The sequence below is a fragment of the Amycolatopsis keratiniphila subsp. keratiniphila genome, from assembly GCF_001620365.2.
Lineage (GTDB): Bacteria > Actinomycetota > Actinomycetes > Mycobacteriales > Pseudonocardiaceae > Amycolatopsis > Amycolatopsis keratiniphila.
In genome coordinates, this window is the sequence record NZ_LQMT02000052.1 from 42,161 (window position 1) to 65,962 (window position 23,802).

Below are 23,802 nucleotides of genomic sequence, written 5' to 3' on the forward strand. Positions count from 1 at the left end.
AGGAAACGGAAAATGAGTGAACTGGCCATCGAAGCCTCGGGGCTGGTCAAGGTGTTCGGCGAGAACCGGGCGGTCGACGGGATCGACCTGAAGGTCCCCGCCGGCACCGTGTACGGCGTCCTAGGGCCGAACGGCGCCGGCAAGACCACCGCGGTGAAGATGCTCGCGACCCTGCTCCGCCCCGACGGCGGTGAAGCGCGCATCTTCGGCAAGGACGTCGTCCGCGACGCCGACGCGGTCCGGTCCATGGTGAGCCTGACCGGGCAGTACGCCTCGGTCGACGAAGACCTGACCGGCACCGAGAACCTGGTGCTGATCGGCAGGCTGACCGGGCACCGCAAACCGGCCGCCCGCGCACGGGCGGCGGAGCTGCTGGCGGCGTTCGGTCTCACCGAGGCCGCGGGACGGCAGGTGAAGAACTACTCCGGCGGGATGCGGCGGCGGATCGACATCGCCGCGAGCATCCTCAACACCCCGGACGTGCTCTTCCTCGACGAACCGACGACCGGTCTCGATCCCCGCAGCCGCAACCAGGTCTGGGACATCGTGCGCGCGATCGTGAAGCACGGCACCACCGTCCTGTTGACCACGCAGTACCTCGACGAGGCCGACCAGCTGGCTTCACGGATCGCGGTCATCGACCGCGGCAAGGTGATCGCCGAAGGCACCAAGGGCCAGCTGAAGGCGTCGGTCGGGGCGGGTGCCGTCCACGTCCGCCTGCGCGAGGCGGACCAGCGGCCCGCGGCCGAGGCGCTGCTCGTCAGCCACCTGGAGGCGCAGGTGCTCCTGGAGCCGGACCCGGTCGCGCTCACCGCACGGCTCACGGGCGAAAGCACCGAGCAGGGTGCCGCCGAGCACGCCGCGCGCGCACTGTCCGAACTCGCCCGCGCCGGCATCGTCGTCGACACGTTCTCCCTCGGCCAGCCGAGCCTCGACGAGGTCTTCCTGGCCCTCACCGACCGCACCGCCACCCCCGAGGAGAGTGCAGCTTGAGCACGGAGTTCAAGCCGCCATTCGAATCTTCGGTGACCGAAGAGCGCGCGCCGGCCATGCCCCGCTATCGGGGCGGCAGGGCGCCTGGTCACTCGGACAGAACGCTCATTTCCTACGTGCGCCCTGGCGACCCGATCGCGGACGCGCGCAAGACAAAGGAGGGGACAGCTTGAGCACCACGGCAGTCAAAGACAACGAACCGGTTCTCGCGGCACCGAAGGCGGAGGATCTCGCCGCCGTCCTGCTTTCGAAGAACCGCCCGCAGCGCCCCAGCGCGCTGTCGACATCGGTCACCTTCGGGTGGCGCGCGATGCTGAAGATCAAGCACGTGCCCGAGCAGCTGTTCGACGTCACGGCGTTCCCGATCATGATGACGCTGATGTTCACCTACCTGTTCGGCGGCGCGCTGTCCGATTCGCCGACGCAGTACCTGCAGTACCTGCTGCCGGGCATCATGGCGAGCAGCATCCTGATGATCACCATGTACACCGGGATCTCGGTCAACACCGACATCGAAAAGGGTGTCTTCGACCGGTTCCGCACGCTGCCGATCTGGCGGCCGTCGGCGATGGTCGGCTACCTGCTCGGCGACATGCTGCGCTACCTCATCGCCTCGCTGGTGATCCTCGGCGTCGGGCTGATCATGGGCTTCCGCCCCGCCGGTGGAGTCGGGGGCGTGGCCGCGGCGATCCTCCTGCTGCTGGCGTTCTCGTTCGCGTTCTCGTGGATCTGGACGATGTTCGGCCTGCTGCTGCGCAGCGAGAAGTCGGTGATGGGCGTCAGCATGATGGTGCTGTTCCCGCTGACCTTCCTCAGCAACATCTACGTCAATCCGGAGACGATGCCGGGCTGGTTGCAGGCCTTCGTCGACGTGAACCCGGTGACCCACGTGGTCGCGGCGGTCCGCTCGATGATGGACGGCAACTGGAACGGCGGCGAGATCAGCTGGGTGCTGATCGCCGGCGCGGTCATCCTCGCCATCTTCGGCACCTTGACGATGCGGCTCTACAACCGCAAGTGAAACCGGGGGTAGGTCCCCTGGCGGCTCACAGCCGCCAGGGGACTTTTTCCTCGGGTGCGTAACGGCACGACGAACCGGTGGTGACCGACGCGCGCAGATGCGCGGCCAGTGCCGGATGCTGCTCGTCGAGTTTGCGCAGGGTGTCCCGGATGCGGGCGGTCACCGTCTTGCGGGCGCGTTCGGCCTCGTCGCCGAGCCGCCGGGTGCGGCCGCCGAGCCCGGCCGCGGACCGCAGTTCGGCCAGCAGGGCGTCCCGTTCCCGGTCCAGCGCCGCGGCGTGCGCGTCCTGGCCCAGCCCGGTCGCGGTGTCGATCAGTTCGTCGAGTTCGTCCAGCCGCGCGCGGTACCGGGCCTTCGCCTCGTCGTCGAGGACGGCGTCCCCGCCGAGACTCTTCGCGGCGACGACCACCTCGCCTCCCTTCGGATCGAGCAAGCGGACGGCCGCCACCTCCGAACCCGGCCTGCCGAGCAGGAAATGCAGATCCCGCAGGCCTTTCGAGTCCGGAAGGTGGGCGGTGACGCCGTCGAAGCGCAAGGTCCACACGGCTTCGTCGCGGCGGAACTCGGCCGTCGGCGCCGCCGGGGTCCGCGCGCCCTCCCGCGCCCGCGTCACCCTGGCCACGACCTGTCGCATACCGAGCGCGGTGGCTTCTCTGTCCACTTCGGACAGCAGGGTCACCGCGGCCGTCGTGTCGCCGTCGAGGTTACGGCCGAGGAGGGCGATCCCCAGCCAGGACTTGGCTTCGGTCGCCCAGACCGTCGCCCGGAGACGATCCGCGGAGAGCACGGCACCGCGCAGCCGGTCCACCGCTTCGTTCCACCGTTCCTGCGCGAGATCGAGCCTGCCGAGCCAGAGGTCGACCGGGCCGGAGATTTCGCAGCCGTACAGGGAAACCAGCCACTCCCCGCTGGACGGAGCGAGGAGCGCGCGGGCCGCTTCACAGCGTTCGGGATCGCGTGAGACCGCCGCCGTATGCGCTTGACAGCGCAACCACAACGCTTCCAGGTCACGCGGGTACGGTTTCGCGTCGGCGGCGAGATCGGTGAGCCGGAGGGCCTCCCCGACGTCTTCGCGCTGGGCCGCGGTGATCGCCTCCATCATCCGGCCGTAGGCGTACCCGCCGCGGGAGATTTCGCGGTGCAACCCGGCGAGCTCGTCGAACCGTCCCTCCAGGCACCACCGGGCCCACTGCTGCAACTGGCTCAGGTCACCGAAATGGGGATGCTCGTCTCCTGCGTGGCACGACACCACCTGCTGGATGAACGCCTCGGCTTCGGAGAACCGGCCCTGGAGCGTGGCGATGATGCTCTGGTCGATCCGGGACGCCAGCTGCGAACTCGGCGCCCTCCCGGTAGCCGCCAGGGCCAGGAACTCCTGGTATTGCTCGAAATACCGGGGATCGCCCTGTTCGAGCAGCGCCACCCACTTGAACGACGCCGCGTAGTGCTCCAATTCCGGGTTCGAGGTGCGGCGGCCGACGAGGACCAGTTCGTCGGTGAGCCGCTCGCGTTCCGCGGCGCTGCCCGGCCCCCAGATCGCGTCGTGCCGGGCCCACAGACCGAACAACAGGGCGGAATCGTCCTGATCGTCGCGGGCGGTGATCATGATGTGCGCGGTCAGTTCCTGAGTCATCTCCTCGACGGTGACGTCCCGGCCGGGCTCGCGGACGCACAGCCGTCCGTGCGCTTCGGTGAGCACCTTGGCCGTCTCGTCGACCCGCAGGCCTTTGTGATCGGCGCGGACCAGGGTCAACGCGAGCCGGGCGAGGAGATCGTCGTCGTCGAGTTCACGGATGAGCACCGCGACGTCGTCGAGGACCTGCCTGCCCTCCTCCGTTTCCTGGTGGCGGGTCAGGTGCGCGCCCAGTTCGAGCGCGATGACCGCCTGCCGCCGCCGGTCTTCGACGATCTCCATCGCCCGCCGGTAGTGCGTGGTCGTCTCCTCGATCGCCATCCGGCCGGTCGCGTCGATCGCGGCGGCGAGCAGCAGGTCGACGGCCTCGTCCGGATCGAGTTCCCGGCCCGCGAGCAGCGCGTGCCGGGCCATGTCCGCGGGGAAGAGCCGGTCCGGCGACGACGGCGTCTCGCGGGCGGCCGCGACGACCGCGGCGTGGTGCTTGCGGCGGTCCGGTTCGGACAGGCTCGCGTACAGCGTCTCGCGGACGAGGTCGTGGGCGAAAGCGAACCGGCCCTGCCCGTGTACCACGACCAGCCGCGCCGCGACGGCCTGGTCGAGCAGCCGGTCCACCTGGGGCACGGGTGCCGACGCCACCCCCGCGAGCAGACGGCGGTGGAACTCCCTGCCGAGCACGGACGCGGTGGTCAGCAGAGCGAGGACCGGCTGGGGGAGCAGGGAAAGCCGCCTCTGCAGGGCGTCGGCCACGCCGGGGGCGATGGTCTCGGCGGAACCGCCGCTGTGCCACAGCCGCGCCGTCTGCTCGACGAAGAACGGATTCCCGCCGGTGCGGCGGTGGACCTCGGCGACCAGTGCCTCGTCGGGCTCCGCGCCCGCCGTCCTGGCCATGAGCGTGCCGACCTCGTCCGGTTCGAGGCCGGTGAGAGTGACCGAAGTGGCCTTCGCGAGCAACGGCAGCATGAGTGAGCGAAGCGGATGGTCGGTCGCTTCGACCTCGACATCCCGGTACGTGCCGATCAGCAGCAGCCGTTCGAACCAGGTGTGCTGGGCGGCGAACTCCAGCAGCCGCAGCGACGCGGCATCGGCCCAGTGCAGGTCGTCGAGCACCACGACGACCGGCTGGTCCTGTGAAGCGGCCACCAGCACACTCGTCACCGCGTCGTACAACCGGAACCCGTCCGCCGCGCCGTCGCCGCGCGCCTCGCCGAGCAGGACGTCCAACGCGCTGTCGGCCATCGCGGCCCAGCAGCGCTCGCCGACCGCGCGCCGCAGCCCGCGGACCACCTGCGTCCACGGCCAGTAGCCCGGAGAGCTCGCCGAGTCCCAGCAGGATCCGTTGAGCACGAGGGCGCCGAGCCGTTTCGCTTCCTCGGCGGCGCCGGTGACGAGCGTGGTCTTGCCGATTCCGGCCTCTCCGGTGACCAGCACCAGCCCGCCGTGGCTTTCGGTGGCGCGGGCGATCTCCGCGCGGAGCACTCCCGCGGGATGGTCACGTCCGATGAGCGCGGCTGACATGTCCGAATCCTCCCAGTAGGGTCCGACAATCTCACGACGCGCGCCCGCTGTCAGGCGTTACCCCCGGTCCGCGGTGACCGAGGGTGACCGACGTCTCCCGGTCTCCGGGAACCTTTGACGGGGAAGAACCGACTTTCTGGACGTGAGTAATCGAGTGGGACGGCGGGTGAACAGCCGTCGAAATTCCTGCCCTGACGGGCGGCGGCGGCCTGTTGTGCCAGGTCACGTGATCGCGGGCTGGAGTAGGGTGCAAAGTATGGGGAGCATTCGCTCGCGCGTGCTGGCTTGGATCGGCCGCCGTTACCTCGCGCGTCAGCAGAAGAACGGTTTCGACCTGTCCAAGATGTCGATCATCCCGGACAACGCGCTGCTGCCGCTCAAGCGCGACGGTCTCGACCCGGTGGCCGAGCTGGGCCGGATCCGCGCGGCGGAGCCGATCAGCAAGCTCGACCTGCCGTTCGGGATGAACGGCTGGCTGGTCACCGGCTACGACGAGGCCAAGGCCGTGCTTGGCAAGGTCGGCGAGTTCAGCAGCGACTTCACGAACCTGGTCGGGAACGCCGGCGTGACCGAGGACCAGAACCCGGGCGGGCTCGGGTTCGCCGATCCGCCGGTGCACACCCGGCTGCGGCGGCTGCTCACGCCGGAATTCACCATGCGGCGGCTCTCGCGCCTGACGCCGCGGATCGACGAGATCGTCGCCGAGCAGCTCGACGCGATGGAGAAGGCGGACGGCCCCGTCGATCTGTGGGAGGCCTTCGCGCTGCCGATCCCGTCGCTGACGATCTGTGAACTGCTGGGCGTCCCGTACGAGGATCGCGACGACTTCCAGCGGCTGAGCACCGCGCGGTTCGACCTCTTCGGCGGCGCGGGGGCGTCACTCGGCGCGATGACCGAGTCACTGTCCTATCTGGACGAGATCGTCAAGAAGCAGCGCGAGCAGCCGGGCGACGGCCTGCTCGGCATGCTCATCAAGGAGCACGGCGACGAGATCGACGACCGCGAGCTGGCGGGCCTCGCCGACGGCGTGCTCACCGGTGGACTGGAGACCACGGCGAGCATGCTCGCGCTCGGCGCGCTCGTGCTGCTCAAGGATCGCGAGCTGTTCGAGACCGTCCGCGGTGACGACGAGGCCGTCCACAAGTTCGTCGAGGAACTCCTGCGGTACCTGACCGTGGTGCAGATGGCCTTCCCCCGGTTCGCCAAGGAGGACATGGAGATCGCCGGCGTCCGGATCGCGAAGGGCGACATCGTGTTGGTGTCGCTCAGCGTCGCGAACCGCGACGGCGTCCTCGGCGAGGACATGGAGAAGTTCGACGCGACCCGTGAGCCGACGTCGCATCTCGCCTTCGGCTGGGGCATCCACCGCTGCATCGGTGCCGAACTGGCCAGGATGGAACTGCGCACGGCGTATCCCGCGCTGGTCCGCCGGTTCCCGGAGATGCGGCTGGCGGTCGAACCGGAAGAGGTCGGCTTCCGGAAGGTTTCCATCGTCTACGGCGTCGACGCGCTGCCCGTGCTGCTGGACTGATCCTCAGGCGACTCCTCTCGGGCGGAACTGGATGCTGATCCTCGGCCCGACCGGTTTGGCCGTCTTGGGGACGGCGTGTTCCCAGGTGCGCTGGCAGCTGCCGCCCATGACGATCAGGTCACCGTGGCCGAGGGCGTGGCGGACCGTCTCGCCTCCGCCACGCGGGCGCAGCGCCAGCTGCCGGGCGGCACCGACCGAGACGATCGCGACCATGGTGTCCTCGGTGCGGGAGCGGCCGGTGTCGTCGCCGTGCCAGGCGACACTGTCGCGACCGTCCCGGTAGAAGCACAGACCGGAGGTCACGAACGGCTCGCCGAGCTCTTGCGCGTAGTGCGCCGAAAGTGCCTCCCGTGCCTCCGTGAGGATCGGGTGGGGGAGCGGCATGCCTTCGCGGTAGTAGCTCAGCAGCCGGGGAACGGCGACGACACGGTCGTACATCTGCCGTCGTTCGGCGTGCCACGGCACGTCTTCGGCGAGCCGGGTGAACAGCTCGTCGGCGCCGGTGAGCCAGCCGGGCAGCACGTCGATCCAGGCGCCGCGGGTCAGCTCGGTGCGCCGGAGCCCATCCAGCGAGCCGAGCCCGAGCACCGCGCACTCGTCGAACAGCGAGGCTTGAAGGGCGGGGGTCATGGCATCCGAACCTACCCCGGTTCCGATCGTTTGTCGAACGGGTGTTCGAGTGGGTAAATGACCTGCTTCTGTCGGTGCGGTCGGGCACGATGGTCGGCATGATCCACACAGTGACGTCCGCGGACGGAACGCCGATCGCGTTCGAACGGCGCGGCGAGGGCCCGGCGCTGGTCGTCGTCGCGGGCGCGGGCAACGATCGGCACGGCGACGAACCGCTGGTCGCGGAGCTGACGGCAGAGTTCTCCGTGGTGACCTACGACCGCCGGGGCCGGGGCGACAGCGGCGACACCGCGCCGTACTCGGCCGAGCGTGAGATCGAGGACCTGGCCGCGGTCGTCGCCGCGCTCGGTGAGCCGGTGATCGTGCACGGCATCTCCTCCGGCGGCGCGCTGGCGCTCCTGGCGGCCGCGGCGGGCGTGCCGATGGAGCGGCTGTCCGTCTTCGAGCCGCCTTATCGCGGCGAGACGGAAGAAGTCCCCGAGGGGTACGCCGACGAGATGCGCGAGCTGGTCGCGGCGGACCGCTGGGACGACGCCGTCGCGCTGTTCACGATGTCCGCGGTCGGCACGCCGGCGGAGGCCGTCGCCGCGGCCAAGGCGACGCCGATGTGGGCGGAGCTGCGCTCGTTCGCGCCCACGCTCGTCTACGACGCCTTCGTGATGAGGGATTCCAAGGTGCCGGGCGAGTTGGCGTCGATCGCGACACCCGTGCTCGTGGTGAACAGCAACGGCAGCACCGACTGGCTGAAGGCCGCCGCTCTCGCCGCGGCGAAGACGGTCCCGGGGGCACGGCAGGTCGAGCTGGACGGGGAGTTCCACAGCGTCGCACCGGAGCGGCTCGTGCCGGAACTCAGCGCGTTCTACCGGGATCCTCGATGAGGCGCAGGTAGGCCTCGCCGCGCGGGGAGATCCGGTAGCCGACTTCGAGGCTGTGCGTCAGGCCCAGGTTCTTCAACTTGCGGATGTCGACCTTCAACGGTTCCTTCTCGCGGCCGAGGAGGTCGGCGAGGTCCTGCGCGCGGCGGCCGGGATTTTCGGCGATGAGCCGCAAGGTTTCGTGCGTCCACGGGCGGCGTCTGTCCAACTTGGACAAGCGTTTGCCGATGGCTTCGGCGTCCTTTTCGGACAGTTTGGCGTCCGCGCTGAGCGCTTGCCGGGGATCGGGACCGACGTAGCGCAGCCGGATCCGGTACACCGGGGCGTCCGCGGGGCCGCGGAGTGTCGCGCGGACGGCGTTCGCGGACTCCGCGCCCGAGCGGCGTGCCTCGGCCTCGGTGATGCCGTCCGGGTCGACGATCTCGACCGAGACGACCTCGATCACCCCGGCCTCCAGGCGCATGACGTCGCCGGGGCGGACGTTCTGTTTCGACCAGCGCCGGAAGGCCAGGTCGATCGTCCCGGCCGCCAGTCCTTCGAGGACCGTCAAGGAGAGGATCACCGTCGTTACCCAATCAGCGGGACGCCGGGGCGTCAACGTCTTGTCCGACGACGGTTCGTGCTCGTACAGTCGCAGCCTGGTCCTGGTCTGGACCATCACCGCCGCCCTGAGTGTGCAGGAGGCAGGATGCGGAGACGACTTCGGACCGCCGGGGTGGTCGCGACGGCCGTCCTCGGCCTGATCGCGTCGGCGATACCGGCGAACGCCCAGGTCGGAACGGGGCCGTGGACGGCGGAGAACCCGTCGTTCAACGTGCAGGAACGCGGATGCGGCCAGGTCGACGGGCTGAACTTCGAGCTGACCTGCTCCACCGGAAGCGGGGACCAACGGGCGGAACGACGCTACGTGACCTACACCGGCGGGACCCGGCAGTTCGAGGGTTCGTTCCGGATCACCAGCATGGCGGGCAGCCGGATCAGCCTGAAGCAGACCTTCCGCGACGCGCCGACCGCCGGACCGTACTTCATGCTCGCGGTCGAACGCGGCGGGCGGCTCTACGCCGTGCACGGCGGGGACACCCTGGGGAGCGGCGCGACCGTCGGGACGTCGGTGCGGGTCAACACCGTGCACCAGGTCGGGAGCACGCACAAGGTGTACATCAACGGTTCGCTGAAGCAGACCGTGAGCAGCAGCGGCGGGAGCTACTACGACAAGTTCGGCGCCTACCGGACGGCCAGTGGCGCCGGGCCGGTCAAGGTGACCTGGAGCGGGATCAAGTTCTGGCGGAAGTGAGCCGCCGCGTCGTTCGCTTGAAGTGCGTGAAGGCCCCCTTCCCTCGGCTCAGCCGAGGGAAGGGGGCCTTCACGCACTCGTAGCCGAATCCGCCTTAGTCCTTGCCGCTCACTAGGCTCGGGCCGCGGCGCCACGCGTCGAGGTCAGTCCATGCCTGGAGCGTCCGCCCGCTCTCGAACCGGCGGCGTTCCCCGGTGACCGGATCGGTGAACTCGAGGACTTTCGCCAGCAGCTGCAAGGGTTCGGTGAAGTCGTCGAGCGGGGTTTCGGTCAGCTCCGGGTAGAAGTCGTCGCCGAGGATCGGCAGCCCGAGGCCGCTCATGTGCAGCCTGAGCTGATGGGTGCGGCCGGTCGCGGGGATCAGGCGGTAGCGGCCGAGACCGTCGCGGTGCTCGATCAGCTCGACGCGGGTCTCGGCGTTGGGCGGCCCTTCGACCTCTTGCGCGGCGATGACCCCGCGTTCCTTGACGATGCGGCTGCGGATCTCGCGAGGCATCGTGACCGCCGGATCGTGGCGCGCGACCGCCTCGTATTCCTTGTGTACCAAGCGATCTCGGAACATCGTCTGGTACTTGCCGCGGACCTCGGGGGTGATCACGAACAGGATGAGCCCCGCGGTGACCCGGTCGAGCCGGTGCGCTGGCGTGAGCCGCGGGAGATCGAGGTCGCGGCGCAGTCGGACCAGCGCGGTCTGCAGGATGTGCCGTCCGCGTGGGATCGTCGCGAGGAAATGCGGTTTGTCGGCGATGAGGAAATGCTCGTCGCGGTGCAGGACCGAAACCTCGAACGGCACGTCGACCTCGTCGGGCAGGTCGCGATGGAACCAGATGAACGAGTCCGGCACGAACGGCGAATCGACGCCCAGCGGCCCGTCCAGCCCGACGATGCGCTCCTCGCGGAGCATCTCCTCGATCCGTTCGGGTGCGACGCGGGGGAGCCGCTCGACGAGGTGCTCGCGCAACGTCGTCCACGGCCCCTCGGCGGGCATCTTGAGCCTCGCGGGATCGAGCCCGTGACGGGGCGGGAGCGGCGGGCGGAGCTTGCGTCTCATCACCGCGCACTCTAGCCGCGCCCCTGGTCGGGGACGGCTGCCGTGGTGCCCCGCGGGTGCTCGCGCGTTGCGAAAGCCACTTTCGCGACGTTGAAGGTTGCGAAAGTGGCTTTCGCAACTCCCAGGAGTTATCCACAGTGGGGCTGGTGTGGCGAGTTGTCCACAGGCCGGCGAAAAGGTGCTGGTGCGCGATCGATCCCGGCCCGACGATCATGGGGTGAAGACCGGAGACTGGGCCCGTGACCCCGAAGGGCTCTATCAACACAGCCGTGGCGGCGTGGTCACCGTTGCCCGGCTCGGGGAACTCGGCGTTCCGTCCATGACCTGCTATCGACGGTGCCGCCCCGGGAAACCATGGCAGCGGCTGCTACCGGGTGTCGTCCTGTTGAGTTCCGGGACGCCGACGCGGCGGCAGTTGGTCGATGCCGCGCTCCTGTACGCGGGGCCGGACGCCGTGTTGACCGGAGCCGTCGCATGCCGGCGGCAGGGGCTGCGGGGTTTGCCGGACCAGCCCTTCGGCGTCCACCTGCTCGTGCCGCTCGAGCACAAGGTCGGCAGTTCCGGGCACGTGATCATCGAACGGACGACCCGGCTACCGCGGTCGATCACGATCGACGGAGTGCCGCTGGCGCCGTTGAACAGGGCGGTCCTCGACGTGTGTCGTCGGCTCGGCTCGAGGCGAGAAGTGTCCGCTCTGCTTGCCGAGGCGGTACAACGAGGTGTGAGCCTCGCGGAACTGTTCGCCGAACTCGACGCCGGGAGCAGCCGTGGCACGGCGATCCCGCGTGAGGCATTGCATCGGATCGCCGACGGGGCACGGTCTGCGGCGGAGGTCGACGCGATGAAGGTATGGCGGACGACCGGCTTGCCGGAACCCTTGTGGAATCACGAGTTGCGGGACGAGAACGGCGAATACATCGCCACCGCGGACGGCTACTTCGTGTCGGCCGGTCTGGCCTGGGAGATCGATTCGTATGAGTTCCACTTCGGCAAGCAGCAGTACGCCGCGACGGTGGCGAGAAATGCCAGGTACGCGGCCGCCGGCATCATGGTCCTGCAGACCTTGCCCAGCCGCTTGCGAACCGAGCCGGAGCGTGTCGCCGCGGAACTCGTCGCGGCTCATCGAGCCGCCATCGCCCGTAAGCAGGCCGCCTGACCGCCTACTCCGGCGTTGCGAAAGCCACTTTCGCAACCTTCAACGTTGCGAAAGTGGCTTTCGCAACGTCCGGATGGGCACCCGGGCGACCGGCGGGTCGGAGAGCCGGAGAGCCGGAGAGCCGGAGAGCGTCAGGAGTTCGGCTGGTCCCGGTACCGCGCGAGGTACCGCTCGGTCACCTCGGCTTCCGCGACCGCGGCTGCCTCCGCGCGGGTCCGGCGCCCGATACCCGGCGGGAAGCCGTTCTTGGCGAGCCGGTGCTCGATGCTCTCCTCCATGTAGGCCATCGAGTAGAAGTACGCCACGAGCGCGGCCATCAGCACGATCGCCAGCCGCAGGGTGAGCGGGCCGGGCAGGAGCAGCCACACCGCGCACAGCGGGGCGATCATCACCGTGCTGCGGGCGACGTGCCGCCAGCGCCAGCTCCCGGTGGTCGCGTCGTGGAGGATCCAGTCGTGGTAGCGCTCGGGCAGCCTGCCGCCGAGTGAGTACCACAGCCAGCGGAACACGTCCGGGCGTTTGCGGGGCATCGGGCGACTCCTTCCTTCGGTGCCCGCACAGTACACTAATCATTAGTACGCTAAACATTAGCGTCACCGCTAGGATCGACGGTATGAACTCGGAGGGGCCGGAGATGAAGTCGATCGATCTGGGCGAGGATCCGCTCGCGCTGGAGCGTCAGGTGTGTTTCGCGCTGTCGGTCGCGTCGCGCAGCGTCATCGCCATCTACCGGCCGCTACTGGAACCCCACGGGCTCACCCATCCGCAGTACCTGGTCATGCTGGCGCTGTGGGAGCGGGGCCCGCAGGCGGTCAAGGAGCTGAGCGTCGCCCTGCGCGCCGAACCCGCGACTTTGTCACCGCTGCTCAAGCGACTGGAGACGATCGGTTACGTCACCCGGCGGCGCAGCGCCGAGGACGAGCGGCTGCTCACGGTCGAGCTGACGGAATCCGGTCGCGCGTTGCGCGCGGAGGCGGAGAAGATCCCGTATCGCGTCGTGGAGAAGCTCGGAATGGAGGTCTCCGAGCTGGAGGCCCTGCACAAGGCGCTCACCCGGGTCATCGAAGCCACGGCTTGAACGAACCGAAACCGGGGTGTGACGAAATGGGGGTGTGAAGCCGCTCCGGGGTGGGTAATTCCCGTCACGCCAGCACACAGTGACAGGAAGATGAGGGACCGTGACCACCTCGACCCCCGCGCCCACGGAAGCAGGTCTGGAGCTCATGACCAGGCTGAACGCCTACCTGGAGGACGTGGCCGCGGCACTGGGGATACCGCGGGATTCGGGCACGGTCGACCTCACCGGTCCGGTCACCGCCCAGCTGAGGCTGAACTGGCGCCTCCCCGGTTTCCCCGAGCGCGACGTCGACCTGATGTGGCACGAGGAGCACGGCTGGTCGGCCGCGGTGGCGACGCATTCGGACGACGACCACCACGTCGTCGTCGCCTATCTCGGCGGCCGCACGGTGGCGTCGCATCCGCGCCTGGTCGCCAGGTTCGCCGAGACCCTGCGGACCGGCGACCACCAGGACTGCTGGCCCGGCCCGCCGGCGTTGCGCACCGCCGCCGGACCGTCCTCGCTCGCCAAGGAGCTAGCCGCCTGGGCCTGATCAGCCCGGCGGGGCGAGCACCACGTCGAGCGCGATCGTGATCTCCCTGCCGATCAGGAACCTCGGCGCGCGGAGCCCGATCGCCCGCCGGTCGAAGACGGCCCCGGCGAGCACCCGCCAGGTGCCGTCGCCGTTGTCCGCCGGCCCGGCCGCGGTCACCGTGAGGTGCATGAACGCCCAAGCCATCCGCCAGGACCGCATCCTCGAAGAAGCTCACGCCGGCAACGGCAACGTCCGCCTCATCTGCGACCTGTTCGGTCTCTCGGTCGTCGGCGCCTACCGCTACGCCGCCACCGTTGAGCACCCCGGTGTCAGGAGGCATCAAATCCACGAGCGATGAGCTGCCCGTTGCCACCACCGCACGCCCGCCTGCCGTACAAAATTTCTGGGGGACAACAACCATGGTGCTCAGGTGCCTGCCCATCGACGAACAGATCGAGTCGGCTGCCGATGAGATCGCGATCAGGCATATCGTTCCGGTCATGAACACGGACGACTGGTTGGCCGACAACCGGACCTCGTACGACACGGTCGCAGTCAGCTATGCCAACCAAGTCCGTGGTGCCCTCGCCGGTCACCAGTACCTTCGCGCGGCTCTGGAGGTGTTCGCCGACTGTGTGAGGGCCGGTGGAGGCGGGCCAGTAGCGGACGTCGGCTGCGGCCCCGGAGAAGTCACCGCCTACCTGCACGGGCTCGATGTCGACGCCTTCGGCATCGACCTTTCCCCAGGGATGATCGACGTGGCCCGGCACGAGCACCCCGGTCTGCGGTTCGAGGTGGGCTCGATGACAGACTTGGACCTCCCGGCCGCTTCGGTGGCCGGCCTGCTTGCCTGGCAGTCGTTGATCCACATCCCCGACGGCGATGTGCCGACAGTCTTCGCGCATTTCCACCGAGCGTTGCGTCCGGGCGGACCACTGCAACTCCTGTTTCACGTAGGCGACGGGTCGGAGTTGAAGACCGAGGGTTACGGCGGCCATCCGATGAAGCTCCATGTCCACCGCCGTCGGCCGGAAAGGGTCGCATCCTGGCTGCGTGAGGCCGGATTCGAGGTCGAGGCCCAGTGGCTGCTCGACCCGGACGAGCAATTTCCGCAAGCGATCTTTTTCGCACGTAGCCGTTCCTGACGACTGCATCCATCGCGTTATGGATCGGGCGGCAGGCTCGCCGACGCCGCCGCGGGATCCGGCGGGCTGGTGCTCGTCTCGGGGCCGCCCGGGATCGGCAAGACCCGGCTGGTCGAGGAGGCGACGGCCGCCGCGTCGTCGAGGCGCTGCCGTCGGTCGATTCGGCCGTGAAGACCGCTTTCGCCGAGACCGAGGGGGCTGGCGACGTCCAGGCGGCGCGGTTCAGGCTGGTGGCCGCGGCGGAACCGGCGGGGCTGGTTGTCGTCGTCGAAGACCTGCACTGGGCCGACGAGGCGTCGTTGCGGCTGTTGCGGCATCTGGCGGGGGAGTTGCGGCGCTCGAAGCTGGCCGTGGTCGCGACGCACCGGGACACCGGGCACACTCCCGCACTCGACGCGGCCCTGCCGGATCTCCTGCGCCGTCCGGGCGCGCGGAGCATCTCGCTGCCGCCGCTGGCCGAGTCCGATGCGCGGGCGCTGCTCACCGGGCTGGCCGAAGACGAAGTACGTGAGGCCTATCGCCGCTCCGGCGGGAACCCGCTCTATCTCGGCGCGATCGCGCGTTCGGCCGGAGGAGCGGAACTCGGCCACCTCGTGCGGAGCGCGGTGGCCGCCCTCGGGCCGGAGGTGCGGCGGCTGTTCGCCATCGCGGCGGTGCTCGGTGAGGACGTCGACGCGGGAAACGTTGCACGGCCGCGCTCGAAAGGCACGCCCGGCGTGAACCCGCGCTCGCCGGAACAGTGGCCGGGCATTGGTTGCGCTCGGCGACCGCGCCGGAGAAGACGGCCGAGTGGGCCGCGGAAGCGAACCGGGCACTGGCCGTCGACGAAGCCGCGCGCTTCCTCGCGATGGCGCTCGACGCCCGCGCCAAGGCCGGACTGTCCGAAGTGGACCGTGCCGGGCTGCTGCTCGATCTCGCCGTCGCCGAATACCGGACCGGCCGGTTCGCGCGAAGTCTCGACCATGCCCGGCGTGCCGCCGACGCGGGGCTGATCGCCCGTGCGGCGCTGGTGGTCCGAGACGTCGCGGCGCCGGATCTCCTGCCCGGTATCCGCGGGCACGCCTGCTGGCGCACGGTGCGTCGGTGGAAGCCGACTACGGCCGGTTCGCCGACGCGGAGAAGCTCGCCGACGAAGCCTTCGTGCTCGCCGAGGAATCAAGCGATCCGGAGGCGCTGGTCGACGCCGTCCGCGCCGGGATGAAGGTCGCTCCGGACAAGCTACCGAGGGCCGAACGGCTGCGGCTCGGCGCGCTCGCGGCCGAACTGGGCTCCCGCAGCCGGCAGCCGCTGGTTTCCTTGTGGGGTCACAAATGGCGGATCGACGCGGCCTTGGCGGACGGGCGGATGGCGCTCGTCGACGACGAACTCGTCGCGGTGACCACACTGGCGCGGCTGACGAGGCTTCCGCTGGTGCGCTGGCACGACCTGCGGCTGCGCAGTTCGGTGCTGGCGTTGCGCGGAGATCTGGCCGAGGCACGCGAACTCGATCTCGCGGCGGAGGAACTGGCGGACACCGAACTCGCGGACGACTTCTCCGCGAAAGGGATGTCGTACGCGTTTCGCATCCAGCTCGTACTTCTCACGGGCGATCCCGGCGAGCTGTCCGAGGACTACGCGGGTCTGCTGGACCGGGCGCCGCATCTGCCGGTCACCTTGGTCTCGCGGCCGTTGCTGAGCCTGCTCGCGGGCGACCTCGACGAGGCGAGGGTCCGCTACGAACAGCTGGTCCCGCTGGTGCGGAGCCCGGAATTCGCGCTGCACGCCACCGGCGCGCTGCCCAACCTCATACCGCTGGTCGAGGCCTTTCGAGACGAGCCTGGAACACCCCGCCAGGCTCAACGCCCTGCTGGGCCGCCACGACGAGGTGGCGCGGCTGTCCGAGCGGGCCATCGCGATCAACGAAGGCATCGGCGCGCGGCCCGGTGTCGCCCAAACGAGGTTGCTGCTCGCCGACGCGCTGAGCAACCGCCGGATCGCCGAGAAACCGGTGCTTTCCGAACGTACGGTGGAAAGCCACGTCCGGAGCATCCTCGCGAAACTGGGCCTGGCGAACCGGACCGAGGTCGTCGCGTGGGCGAGCAGGGAAGGCCTCAAGGACTGACGGTCAGCTTGCCCAGGATGCGCGCGACGACGGCGTCCAAGTTGTCGTCGAGGAAGAAGTGCCCGCCTGGGAACACTTCCAGCTCGAAGGAGCCGCTGGTGTGTTCGGCCCAGTTTTCGGCGTCCGGTATCTCCAGGACCGGGTCCGCGTCGCCCGCGAGCGCCACGATCGGGCAGCTCACGTCGGGGCCGGGCCGGTATCGATAGGTCTCGACGGCCTTGTAGTCACCGCGCAGCGCGGGCAACGCGAGCGCGCGGATGTCCGGGTCGTCGAAGATCGTGGGATCCGTGCCACCGAGACGGCTGACCTCCTTGAGGAAGGTGTCGTCGTCGGCGAGATGGTGCGCCCTTTCCTTCTGCACGTCCGGACCTCGGCGGGCCGAGACGAACAACGCCGTCGGCACGATGCCGCGCGCTTCGAGCCGCCGCGCGACCTCGAACGCGGCGATGGCGCCCATGCTGTGGCCGAAGAGGGCGAAGGGGCGCCGGAACGCGGCGACGACGTCCACCAGCTGCTCGGCGAGGACGTGCAGGTCGTCGATGACCGGCTCGCCCATCCGGTCCTGCCGTCCCGGGTACTGGGCGGTGTGCACCTCGACGGTGGGTGAGAGCGCGGCCGAAAACGAGCGGTACGCGCTCGCGGACCCGCCGGCGTGCGGGAAGGCGAGCAGCCGCATGCCGGCCGACGGCGCCGGATGGAAGCAGCGTGTCCAACTGCTCAGAGCACGTCCTGCCATCGGAAATCCCCCAATCCGTGCGGGAACGACCCGCACGACACTGGAATGTACGGGGGATTCGCGGAATGAGTCCATGCTTGTGCGGGGTTGTTCACGCTGGGAACACTGGACACCGGTGCTCGGCGGATGGGAGCGGATGTGGCGGAGGACCTGAAGATCAGGATCGGCGTGGGGCTGGGGACCGGGACGGCGCCGGGGGAGTTCGGTGCCGCGGTCGATCTGCTGGAGCGGGCGGGCGTCGATTCGCTCTGGCTGCCCGAGGCGGTGTACTCGCCCAGGATCGATCCGGTCGTCGGGCTGACGCACGCGCTCGCCCGCACCACGAAACTGAAGGTCGGCACCGGGGTGATGGTGTTGCCGGGCCGTGATCCGGTGCTGGTCGCCAAACAGCTCGCCTCCCTCGCCGCGCTGGCGCCGAAAAGGGTGCTCCCGGTCTTCGGCCTGAAACCCGCGCGTGCCGCGGAACTGCCCCTGTTCCCGGTGCCGCAAGGCCGCCGCGCCGCGGTGTTCGACGAGTCGTTGCTCCTGATCAGGGCCTTGCTGGAACAGGAGGAAGTGACCTTCGAGGGCGAGTTCTTCCGCGTCGAAGGCAAGGGCCTCGGCCTCACCCCGCTCAACCGGCTCGACCTGTGGCTCGGCGGGAAGGCACCCGGCGCGCTGCGGCGGGTCGGCAGGCTCGCGGACGGGTGGCTGGCCAGTTTCCTCACTCCGGAGGAAGCGCGGGCCGGCCGCGAGACGATCCAGGAGGCCGCCACCGAGGCGGGCCGGGAAATCGAGGCCGACCACTTCGGGATCAGTCTCCTGGTCGCGGAGGACGGGATCCCGGACGCGCTCGCTGCGTCGGTCGCGTCGCGATCCGGTGCGGACCCGGCCCGGCTGATCGCGGACGGCTGGAACGCCGCCCGCGACCTGATCGCCGAGCACGTCGACGCCGGGCTGAGCAAGTTCGTGCTGTACCCGGCCGGGCCGGAGCCGATCGAGCGGTTCGTGGAGAACTTCGTCGAGCACGCCGTCCCGCTGCAGAACTGAGTGGGTCACCGTGGTCGGTGAGTGGCGTTCGCGACGGCCGCTGAGGCCGCGGAGGCGGAAGCTCGCTGAGGCACGGTCGAGTGTGGAGGATTTGGGACGTTGAGTGTCCCAAATCCTCCACAGTCGAATCACCTGGCCGGTTCGGGTCGTCTGCTCGGCGTGCCAGGCGCTGACGATGTAGGAAATCGGGACGTTGAATGTCCCAAATCCCACATCGTCGAGGGACGCTCAGTGGGATGCCCCACCGGACCGATGCCTCAGTCGAACTTCAGCTCTTCGGTCCGCCGCGGCATCAGCAGCAGCGCGCCGACGCTGAGCACGGCGACCACCAGCATCGCCAGGAAGACGTGGTGCGTGGCGTCCGCGAGGGCGCCCCGCACGAACGTCGTCGTCGGGGTTTCCGGGCCGTTGCCCTCCAGGACGACACTGGTCGCGTCGACGCCGGACGGCAGACCGGTGACCCCGGCGGGCGGGTTGGCGAAGCGGTTCGCCAGGGTCGCGTTCGCGATCGCGCCGAAGATCGCCACGCCGACGGCGCTGCCCAGCGAGCGGCTGAACATGTTGGTCGCGGTGACGACGCCGCGGCGTTCCCAGCCGATGGTGGACTGCACGGCGATCAGCGTCGGGCTCGACGCCAGCCCCAGTCCCAGCCCGAGGACGAACGCGGCCGCGGCCGCCAGCCAGATCGACGACCCCGCGGCCAGGAACACCGTGAGCGCGGCGCCCGCGATGACCGCCCCGCTGCCGATCAGCGCGGTGTCCCGGAACCCGATCCGCATGTAGATCCGGCCCGCCAGCGACGCCGAGATCGGCCAGCCGACGGTCAGCGCGGCCAGCGCGAATCCGGCGACGAGCGCGCCGGTGCCGAGCACACCCTGCGAAAAGGTCGGCAAATACGACGTCAGGCCCATCAGCAGCATGCCGACCACGACGGCGACCAGGTTGCCGCCGATCAGCGTCCGTTTCGTGAAGATCCACAGCGGCAGCACCGGCTCTTCGGCCTTGCGTTCCACGAACACGAACGCCACCAGCAGCACCGCCGCGGCGGTGAAGATGCCCAGGCTCGGCGCGGACGCCCAGCCCCAGGCGACGCCGCCCTCCAGGAGACCGAGGATCAGCAGCGAGCAGCCGAGGGTGAGCAGCGTGGCGCCGAGGTAGTCGATGCGGTGCGAGCGGCGTTCGACGCGTTCGCTGAAGTTCCGGAACAGCATCCACGCCGCCAGCGCGCCGAGCGGCAGGTTGATGAAGAAGATCCAGCGCCAGTCGAGATACTCGGCGAACACCCCGCCCAGTGTCGGCCCGACCACCGACGAGATGGCCCACACGCTGGCGAGATAGCCCTGCACCCTCGCGCGTTCCTCGACGGTGTACATGTCGCCGACCATGGTCAGCGCGATCGGCTGGATGGCGCCCGCGCCGATGCCCTGCACCGCGCGGGCGGCGATCAGCACCGGCATGCTCCAGGCCGCGCCGCACAGCACCGAGCCCAGGAGGAACGCCGCGATCCCGAAGAACATCACCGGGCGCCTGCCGAGGACGTCGGCGAACTTGCCGTACAGCGGGACGGTGACCGCCTGGGTCAGCAGATAGATCGAGAACAGCCACGGGAACTGCGAGAACCCGCCCAGATCGGCGACCACCGAGGGCACCGCCGTGGCGATGATGGTCGAGTCCAGCGCGATCAGGCCGGAACACAGCATCACGGCGATCAGGACGGGGCCGCGTGCGGACCGGAAACCGACCCCTTCCTTCGCGGTGACCGGGGCCGGGGTGGTCATCTGTGACGGTCTCCTCAGGCTCATGAACGACGTCAACTACTTCGCATGGGTAAGCATTCCATGGAGACACCCGGTCATGGGACCGATTTTTTCCGTGAGCCATCCCGCAAAATGGATCGGATGAGCACCTGGATCCGCCCGATCGACCGCGGCTGGGTAGTCCGCGACACCGTCCCGGGACCCGACGTCGACGAGTTCGCCGACCCGGACCGCGTGGCCGCAGCCCTCGCCGGGGCCCGCGGTGACAGCCTGCTGGCGGTGCAGCATCCGGCCCGAACCCCGGCCGCGCTGGCGGGCGGGCTGTCGATCGAGGCCGCGTTGCCGCAGGCCAGGGCGACGTTCGAGCGGATCCGGGAGCGGCACTATCGCCCGGTGTCCTCGGTGGTCGCGCCGTATCGCATCGACGGGCCGGACGGGGTCGCGCTGGGCGTGCTCTGCCTCGTCGACCCCGCCGCCGTCCGGGACGACGGTGTCACCCGGGTCCGGCACACCGAGGACGTCTATCCGGACGTCGTCGCGGAACGGGCCGCGATGCTCGCCGGGCTCGGTGTCGCGACGAGCGCCGCGATGCTGGTCCCCGCGACCGGCGGCCGCGAGCTGACCGCGCTGATCGAACGAACCTGTCGCGGCCGGGTGCCCAGCCTGTCCACAGTGGACGGCGCGGGCCGCAAACACGAACTGTGGCTCACCGGTCCCGGTGAAGACCAGGACCGGCTCCTGGCGACCCTGGACGGCTTGGATCTTCTGGTCGCGGACGGCAACCACCGCGTCGCGGCCGCCGCGGCCTCCGGGCGCGGCGCGCTGCTGGCGCTGGTCACCGGCGGGCCGGGGCTGCGGATCGGGCCCATCCACCGGGTGCTCGCCGGCACCGGTGTCGACGCGGACACCCTGGTCCGGCGCTGGACGGAGGCGGGATACGACTTCCACCCCGGCCCGCCGGAGCCGCCGTCCGAGGCGGGCGAGGTGACCGTGGTGGTGGGGACGTCGGCATTCCGGGTGTCGCTCGGCAAGGCGGGTGGTGACCACGCGGTGGTCGAGCAGGAGCTGCTCCGCGGGGCACTCGGCGTCGATCCGGAAGGCCCGAACGTGCGCCCGTTGCTGCCCGGCGTGCCGGTGCCCGAAGACGCGGACGCGGTGCTGCTGCTGGCTCCGGTCCCGTACGCGGAGGTGCTCGCCGTGCACGCGGCCGGGGCGCGGATGCCGAGGAAGGCCACCTACTTCACACCGAAACCACGCAGCGGGCTCCTCCTGGCCGGGCTCTGACGTCGCGCTTTTGTCGGTGGCGCGGCTTAGGATCGCCTCGTGGAATTGCCCGTGATGCCGCCCGTCAAGCCGATGCTGGCCAAGGCCGTGCACGAACTGCCGCGCACGCCGGGGTTGCTGTACGAGCCGAAGTGGGACGGCTTCCGCTGCGTGGTCTTCCGCGACGGCGACGAGGTGGTGCTGGGCTCGCGCAACGACCGGTCGTTGACGAGGTACTTCCCCGAGCTGGTCGAGCTGCTCAAGGACGCGCTGCCCGAGCGCTGCGTCGTCGACGGCGAGATCGTGCTGGTCACCGAGGGCGGGCTCGATTTCGAGGCGCTCCAGCTGCGCCTGCATCCGGCGGCGTCCCGCGTGAAGAAGCTGGCGGAGGAGACGCCGTCCAGTTTCGTGGTGTTCGACCTGCTCGCCCTGGAAGACCGGGATCTCACGCCGGAACCGTTCGGGGAGCGGCGCAAGCTGCTCGAAAGCGTGGTCGACACGAAGTTCGCCCGGGTGCACCTCACCCCGCTGTCCGAGGATCCCGACGTCGCACAGGACTGGTTCACCCGCTTCGAGGGCGCGGGCTTCGACGGTGTGATGGCCAAACCCGCCGACGCGCCGTACGAGCAGGACAAGCGGGTGATGTGGAAGGTCAAGCACCAGCGCACCGCGGACTGCGTCGTCGCCGGTTTCCGGTGGCACAAGGACGGGGCCGGGGTCGGGTCGCTGCTGCTGGGCCTCTACGACGACGAGGGCGTCCTGAACCATGTGGGCGTGGCCAGCAGTTTCACCGCCGCGAGGCGCCGTGAGCTGGTGGAGGAGCTCGCGCCGCTGCGGGAGAACGCGCTCGAGGGCCATCCCTGGCGCGAGTGGGCCGCGGCCCACGAGGAGGCGGGCGGCCGGATGCCGGGTGCGGGCAGCCGGTGGGCGCCGAAGAAGGACCTGAGCTGGGAGCCGGTCCGCATCGAATGGGTCGCCGAGGTCCGCTACGAACACGTCGAGGGCACCCGGTTCCGGCACGGCGGGAGGCTCGTGCGCTTCCGTCCCGATCGCGAGCCTGCCTCGTGCACGTACGCGCAGCTCGAAGAGGTCCCGCCCGCCGAGCTGGCCACCTTGTTCACCGAGCTGGGGGAAGCATGAAAGCGGAGCCGGTCACGCTGGACCTCGACGGCGTCGAGTTCACGGTGTCCAATCCGGGCAAGGCCTACTTCCCGGAGCGCGGCGAGACCAAATTGGACCTCGTCGAGTACTACCGCGCGGTCTCGGTCCCGCTGCTGGCCCAGCTCGGGGACCGGCCCTTGCTGCTGGAACGCTATCCCGACGGCGCCGGCGGGAAGTCCTGGTTCCAGAAGCGGGTCCCGAAGAACGCGCCCGGCTGGCTCACCACGACGGTGGTGTCCACTCCGAACGGGACCACATCGGACGCACTGGTGGCGAAGGACCTGGCGCACGTCATCTGGGCGGTGAACCAAGGCTGCCTCGGTTTCCACGTCTGGCCGAACCGGGCCGACGCGCCGGACATCAGCGACCAGCTGCGCATCGATCTCGACCCGTCGCCGGGGATCGGGTTCCCCGAATTGCGGCATGGCGCAGTCCTCACGAAGGCGTTGCTGGAGGAGCTGGGCATCACGGCGCAGCTGAAGACCTCGGGCTCGCGCGGCCTGCATCTCTACGTGCCGCTGGAGCCGAAGTGGGACGGCTACGAGGTCCGCGCGGCCGCCGTCGCGCTCGCCCGCGAACTCGAACGCCGCCACCCGGACGAGATGACGGCGCAGTGGTGGAAGGAAGAACGCGGTTCCCGCGTGTTCGTCGACTTCAACCAGAACGCGCCGCACAAGACGGTGTTCGGCGCGTGGTGCGTGCGGCCGCGGGTCGGCGGGCAGGTGTCGACGCCGATCGGCTGGGACGAACTGGAGACCGTCGAGCCGGACAAGCTCACTCTGTCCACTGTGCCCGCTCGTCTCGCCGAACGCGGAGACCCTTGGGCGGCAACGGAACCACAGTCGATCGAACCGCTGCTGGAAATGTCCCGGAAGGACATGGCGAACGGGCTCATGGACGCGCCTTGGCCGCCTGTCTACCCGAAGATGCCGAACGAGCCGCCCCGGGTGGCGCCGAGCAGGGCGAAGAAAGAAAGCATTTAGTCCTCTGAATGAGGTCAGAGTGGCAGGTCGAAGGCGAGTTGCGTGTTCACGGCGGGTTGGGCCTTGCGGCTGGACCGGTGGCCGGGCAGCGTCGCGGCGCAGCGCGGGCACGGGGCGACGTCGGTGGTGGTGAGATCCACCGGCGTCCACAGCCGGGATTCCTTGTCCCCGCAGGCGGAACGCCGGTACCGGAGGTCTTCGGAGCGGGTCATCAGGTGCGCGGCGGGGGAGTCCTCCGGCAGCGCGCCGACCAGGTACCAGCGTCCGGCGGTGTTCGTCATGGAACTGTCCTCCCGATACAGGTGGTCCAGCTCGAGATTCCTTCCGGAAAAC

General features: G+C 69.6%; 27 protein-coding genes. 17 read left to right on the forward strand and 10 right to left on the reverse strand.

The genetic code is table 11. The annotated features are described in order from the left end of the window. Positions 1 to 12: 12 nt before the first annotated feature. Both AVR91_RS41285 and AVR91_RS41290 read left to right on the forward strand, forming a co-directional pair. Positions 13 to 993, forward strand: a complete 981-nt coding sequence (locus AVR91_RS41285) for an ATP-binding cassette domain-containing protein (protein WP_063276834.1) — start codon at positions 13 to 15, stop codon at positions 991 to 993. A gap of 169 nt (positions 994 to 1,162) precedes the next feature. After that, positions 1,163 to 2,014, forward strand: a complete 852-nt coding sequence (locus AVR91_RS41290; protein WP_016333262.1) for an ABC transporter permease — start codon at positions 1,163 to 1,165, stop codon at positions 2,012 to 2,014. A 25-nt stretch (positions 2,015 to 2,039) separates the two neighbouring features. Here AVR91_RS41290 and AVR91_RS41295 read toward each other — a convergent pair whose 3' ends face one another. After that, entirely contained in the window at positions 2,040 to 5,165 is a 3,126-nt protein-coding gene (locus tag AVR91_RS41295) for an ATP-binding protein (RefSeq protein WP_063276835.1), read from the reverse strand. A gap of 256 nt (positions 5,166 to 5,421) precedes the next feature. Here AVR91_RS41295 and AVR91_RS41300 point away from each other — a divergent pair, with 256 nt between their 5' ends. After that, the gene (locus AVR91_RS41300; RefSeq protein WP_063276836.1) at positions 5,422 to 6,696 is read left to right on the forward strand and encodes a cytochrome P450; all 1,275 of its coding nucleotides are present in this window, start codon (positions 5,422 to 5,424) and stop codon (positions 6,694 to 6,696) included. A gap of 3 nt (positions 6,697 to 6,699) precedes the next feature. Here the strand turns inward: AVR91_RS41300 and AVR91_RS41305 are convergent, their stop codons facing one another. Further along, positions 6,700 to 7,326, reverse strand: coding sequence for an alpha-ketoglutarate-dependent dioxygenase AlkB (locus AVR91_RS41305; protein WP_063276837.1), 627 nt, complete (start codon positions 7,324 to 7,326; stop codon positions 6,700 to 6,702). A 98-nt stretch (positions 7,327 to 7,424) separates the two neighbouring features. Between AVR91_RS41305 and AVR91_RS41310 the strand changes: the two genes are divergently transcribed. Next, positions 7,425 to 8,204, forward strand: a complete 780-nt coding sequence (locus AVR91_RS41310; RefSeq protein WP_228708321.1) for an alpha/beta fold hydrolase — start codon at positions 7,425 to 7,427, stop codon at positions 8,202 to 8,204. Here the strand turns inward: AVR91_RS41310 and AVR91_RS41315 are convergent. Further along, on the reverse strand, positions 8,176 to 8,859 hold the full coding sequence (locus tag AVR91_RS41315) for a hypothetical protein (RefSeq protein WP_228708320.1): 684 nt from the start codon (positions 8,857 to 8,859) through the stop codon (positions 8,176 to 8,178). The genes AVR91_RS41310 and AVR91_RS41315 overlap by 29 nt on opposite strands. 30 nt (positions 8,860 to 8,889) lie before the next feature. Between AVR91_RS41315 and AVR91_RS41320 the strand changes: the two genes are divergently transcribed. Continuing rightward, on the forward strand, positions 8,890 to 9,495 hold the full coding sequence (locus AVR91_RS41320; RefSeq protein WP_063276839.1) for a LamG domain-containing protein: 606 nt from the start codon (positions 8,890 to 8,892) through the stop codon (positions 9,493 to 9,495). A gap of 94 nt (positions 9,496 to 9,589) precedes the next feature. Here the strand turns inward: AVR91_RS41320 and AVR91_RS41325 are convergent, their stop codons facing one another. Next, the gene (locus AVR91_RS41325; RefSeq protein ID WP_063276840.1) at positions 9,590 to 10,546 is read right to left on the reverse strand and encodes an RluA family pseudouridine synthase; all 957 of its coding nucleotides are present in this window, start codon (positions 10,544 to 10,546) and stop codon (positions 9,590 to 9,592) included. A 217-nt stretch (positions 10,547 to 10,763) separates the two neighbouring features. Here AVR91_RS41325 and AVR91_RS43470 point away from each other — a divergent pair, with 217 nt between their 5' ends. Next, the gene (locus tag AVR91_RS43470; protein ID WP_063276841.1) at positions 10,764 to 11,702 is read left to right on the forward strand and encodes a hypothetical protein; all 939 of its coding nucleotides are present in this window, start codon (positions 10,764 to 10,766) and stop codon (positions 11,700 to 11,702) included. Between the two features lie 131 nt (positions 11,703 to 11,833). Here AVR91_RS43470 and AVR91_RS41335 read toward each other — a convergent pair whose 3' ends face one another. Further along, positions 11,834 to 12,232, reverse strand: coding sequence for a DUF5313 domain-containing protein (locus AVR91_RS41335; protein WP_063276842.1), 399 nt, complete (start codon positions 12,230 to 12,232; stop codon positions 11,834 to 11,836). 104 nt (positions 12,233 to 12,336) lie between these two features. Here AVR91_RS41335 and AVR91_RS41340 point away from each other — a divergent pair, with 104 nt between their 5' ends. Together AVR91_RS41340 and AVR91_RS41345 are read left to right on the forward strand one after the other, a co-directional pair. Next, on the forward strand, positions 12,337 to 12,780 hold the full coding sequence (locus AVR91_RS41340) for a MarR family winged helix-turn-helix transcriptional regulator (protein WP_063276867.1): 444 nt from the start codon (positions 12,337 to 12,339) through the stop codon (positions 12,778 to 12,780). Positions 12,781 to 12,880: 100 nt separating this feature from the next. Continuing rightward, entirely contained in the window at positions 12,881 to 13,312 is a 432-nt protein-coding gene (locus AVR91_RS41345; protein WP_063276843.1) for a DUF6292 family protein, read from the forward strand. On the opposite strand, the gene AVR91_RS43245 is transcribed toward AVR91_RS41345, so the two are convergent. After that, positions 13,313 to 13,483, reverse strand: a complete 171-nt coding sequence (locus AVR91_RS43245; RefSeq protein WP_158077427.1) for a hypothetical protein — start codon at positions 13,481 to 13,483, stop codon at positions 13,313 to 13,315. On the opposite strand from AVR91_RS43245, the gene AVR91_RS43250 reads away from it, so the two are divergent. The 4 genes from AVR91_RS43250 to AVR91_RS44160 all read left to right on the forward strand — a co-directional run bounded on the left by AVR91_RS43250 (position 13,482) and on the right by AVR91_RS44160 (position 15,431). Further along, a complete protein-coding gene (locus AVR91_RS43250; protein ID WP_158077428.1) occupies positions 13,482 to 13,652 on the forward strand; it encodes a hypothetical protein in 171 nt (56 codons plus the stop codon). The two genes, AVR91_RS43245 and AVR91_RS43250, sit on opposite strands and share 2 nt — an antisense overlap. 142 nt (positions 13,653 to 13,794) lie before the next feature. Next, positions 13,795 to 14,439: a class I SAM-dependent methyltransferase gene (locus AVR91_RS41350; RefSeq protein WP_063276868.1), complete on the forward strand. Its 645-nt coding sequence runs from the start codon at positions 13,795 to 13,797 to the stop codon at positions 14,437 to 14,439. Between the two features lie 69 nt (positions 14,440 to 14,508). After that, positions 14,509 to 14,610, forward strand: coding sequence for a hypothetical protein (locus tag AVR91_RS44380; RefSeq protein WP_267284153.1), 102 nt, complete (start codon positions 14,509 to 14,511; stop codon positions 14,608 to 14,610). After that, entirely contained in the window at positions 14,607 to 15,431 is an 825-nt protein-coding gene (locus tag AVR91_RS44160; protein ID WP_063276844.1) for an ATP-binding protein, read from the forward strand. The genes AVR91_RS44380 and AVR91_RS44160 overlap by 4 nt, the downstream gene beginning before the upstream one ends. A 226-nt stretch (positions 15,432 to 15,657) precedes the next feature. Here the strand turns inward: AVR91_RS44160 and AVR91_RS44165 are convergent, their stop codons facing one another. Then, the gene (locus AVR91_RS44165; RefSeq protein ID WP_228709485.1) at positions 15,658 to 16,080 is read right to left on the reverse strand and encodes a hypothetical protein; all 423 of its coding nucleotides are present in this window, start codon (positions 16,078 to 16,080) and stop codon (positions 15,658 to 15,660) included. 223 nt (positions 16,081 to 16,303) lie between these two features. Between AVR91_RS44165 and AVR91_RS44170 the strand changes: the two genes are divergently transcribed. After that, positions 16,304 to 16,540 (forward strand): response regulator transcription factor, encoded by a 237-nt coding sequence (locus AVR91_RS44170; protein ID WP_228709486.1) that lies wholly within the window; start codon positions 16,304 to 16,306, stop codon positions 16,538 to 16,540. On the opposite strand, the gene AVR91_RS41375 is transcribed toward AVR91_RS44170, so the two are convergent. Next, entirely contained in the window at positions 16,530 to 17,276 is a 747-nt protein-coding gene (locus AVR91_RS41375; protein ID WP_211282834.1) for a thioesterase II family protein, read from the reverse strand. The genes AVR91_RS44170 and AVR91_RS41375 overlap by 11 nt on opposite strands. 138 nt (positions 17,277 to 17,414) lie before the next feature. On the opposite strand from AVR91_RS41375, the gene AVR91_RS41380 reads away from it, so the two are divergent. Beyond that, the gene (locus AVR91_RS41380) at positions 17,415 to 18,305 is read left to right on the forward strand and encodes a TIGR03854 family LLM class F420-dependent oxidoreductase (protein ID WP_083737947.1); all 891 of its coding nucleotides are present in this window, start codon (positions 17,415 to 17,417) and stop codon (positions 18,303 to 18,305) included. Positions 18,306 to 18,562: 257 nt separating this feature from the next. On the opposite strand, the gene AVR91_RS41385 is transcribed toward AVR91_RS41380, so the two are convergent. After that, complete coding sequence (locus tag AVR91_RS41385; RefSeq protein ID WP_063276847.1) at positions 18,563 to 20,083, reverse strand: MDR family MFS transporter; 1,521 nt, start codon at positions 20,081 to 20,083, stop codon at positions 18,563 to 18,565. A gap of 111 nt (positions 20,084 to 20,194) precedes the next feature. Between AVR91_RS41385 and AVR91_RS41390 the strand changes: the two genes are divergently transcribed. The 3 genes from AVR91_RS41390 to ligD are packed head-to-tail and all read left to right on the forward strand — an operon-like array spanning position 20,195 to position 23,469. Further along, positions 20,195 to 21,346 carry a DUF1015 family protein gene (locus tag AVR91_RS41390; RefSeq protein ID WP_083737949.1) on the forward strand — a complete coding sequence of 384 codons (1,152 nt, stop codon included), beginning with the start codon at positions 20,195 to 20,197 and terminating at the stop codon, positions 21,344 to 21,346. A gap of 39 nt (positions 21,347 to 21,385) precedes the next feature. Continuing rightward, a complete protein-coding gene (locus AVR91_RS41395; protein ID WP_211282835.1) occupies positions 21,386 to 22,465 on the forward strand; it encodes an ATP-dependent DNA ligase in 1,080 nt (359 codons plus the stop codon). Further along, entirely contained in the window at positions 22,462 to 23,469 is a 1,008-nt protein-coding gene (ligD, locus tag AVR91_RS41400) for a non-homologous end-joining DNA ligase (RefSeq protein WP_063276850.1), read from the forward strand. The genes AVR91_RS41395 and ligD overlap by 4 nt, the downstream gene beginning before the upstream one ends. A gap of 14 nt (positions 23,470 to 23,483) precedes the next feature. Here the strand turns inward: ligD and AVR91_RS41405 are convergent, their stop codons facing one another. After that, positions 23,484 to 23,750, reverse strand: a complete 267-nt coding sequence (locus AVR91_RS41405; RefSeq protein WP_063276871.1) for a hypothetical protein — start codon at positions 23,748 to 23,750, stop codon at positions 23,484 to 23,486. Positions 23,751 to 23,802: the final 52 nt, after the last annotated feature.

Coding starts and splice junctions, on each gene's coding strand:
- AVR91_RS41285 (WP_063276834.1), top strand. CDS start 13: ATGAGTGAACTGGCCATCGAAGCCTCGGGGCTGGTCAAGGTGTTCGGC.
- AVR91_RS41295 (WP_063276835.1), bottom strand. CDS start 5,165: ATGTCAGCCGCGCTCATCGGACGTGACCATCCCGCGGGAGTGCTCCGC.
- AVR91_RS41300 (WP_063276836.1), top strand. CDS start 5,422: ATGGGGAGCATTCGCTCGCGCGTGCTGGCTTGGATCGGCCGCCGTTAC.
- AVR91_RS41305 (WP_063276837.1), bottom strand. CDS start 7,326: ATGACCCCCGCCCTTCAAGCCTCGCTGTTCGACGAGTGCGCGGTGCTC.
- AVR91_RS41310 (WP_228708321.1), top strand. CDS start 7,425: ATGATCCACACAGTGACGTCCGCGGACGGAACGCCGATCGCGTTCGAA.
- AVR91_RS41315 (WP_228708320.1), bottom strand. CDS start 8,859: ATGGTCCAGACCAGGACCAGGCTGCGACTGTACGAGCACGAACCGTCG.
- AVR91_RS41320 (WP_063276839.1), top strand. CDS start 8,890: ATGCGGAGACGACTTCGGACCGCCGGGGTGGTCGCGACGGCCGTCCTC.
- AVR91_RS41325 (WP_063276840.1), bottom strand. CDS start 10,546: ATGAGACGCAAGCTCCGCCCGCCGCTCCCGCCCCGTCACGGGCTCGAT.
- AVR91_RS41335 (WP_063276842.1), bottom strand. CDS start 12,232: ATGCCCCGCAAACGCCCGGACGTGTTCCGCTGGCTGTGGTACTCACTC.
- AVR91_RS41340 (WP_063276867.1), top strand. CDS start 12,337: ATGAAGTCGATCGATCTGGGCGAGGATCCGCTCGCGCTGGAGCGTCAG.
- AVR91_RS43250 (WP_158077428.1), top strand. CDS start 13,482: ATGAACGCCCAAGCCATCCGCCAGGACCGCATCCTCGAAGAAGCTCAC.
- AVR91_RS43245 (WP_158077427.1), bottom strand. CDS start 13,483: ATGCACCTCACGGTGACCGCGGCCGGGCCGGCGGACAACGGCGACGGC.
- AVR91_RS41350 (WP_063276868.1), top strand. CDS start 13,795: ATGAACACGGACGACTGGTTGGCCGACAACCGGACCTCGTACGACACG.
- AVR91_RS44165 (WP_228709485.1), bottom strand. CDS start 16,080: ATGCGGCGCCCGGTCCAGCAGACCCGCGTAGTCCTCGGACAGCTCGCC.
- AVR91_RS41375 (WP_211282834.1), bottom strand. CDS start 17,276: ATGGCAGGACGTGCTCTGAGCAGTTGGACACGCTGCTTCCATCCGGCG.
- AVR91_RS41385 (WP_063276847.1), bottom strand. CDS start 20,083: ATGACCACCCCGGCCCCGGTCACCGCGAAGGAAGGGGTCGGTTTCCGG.
- AVR91_RS41390 (WP_083737949.1), top strand. CDS start 20,195: ATGGATCGGATGAGCACCTGGATCCGCCCGATCGACCGCGGCTGGGTA.
- ligD (WP_063276850.1), top strand. CDS start 22,462: ATGAAAGCGGAGCCGGTCACGCTGGACCTCGACGGCGTCGAGTTCACG.
- AVR91_RS41405 (WP_063276871.1), bottom strand. CDS start 23,750: ATGACGAACACCGCCGGACGCTGGTACCTGGTCGGCGCGCTGCCGGAG.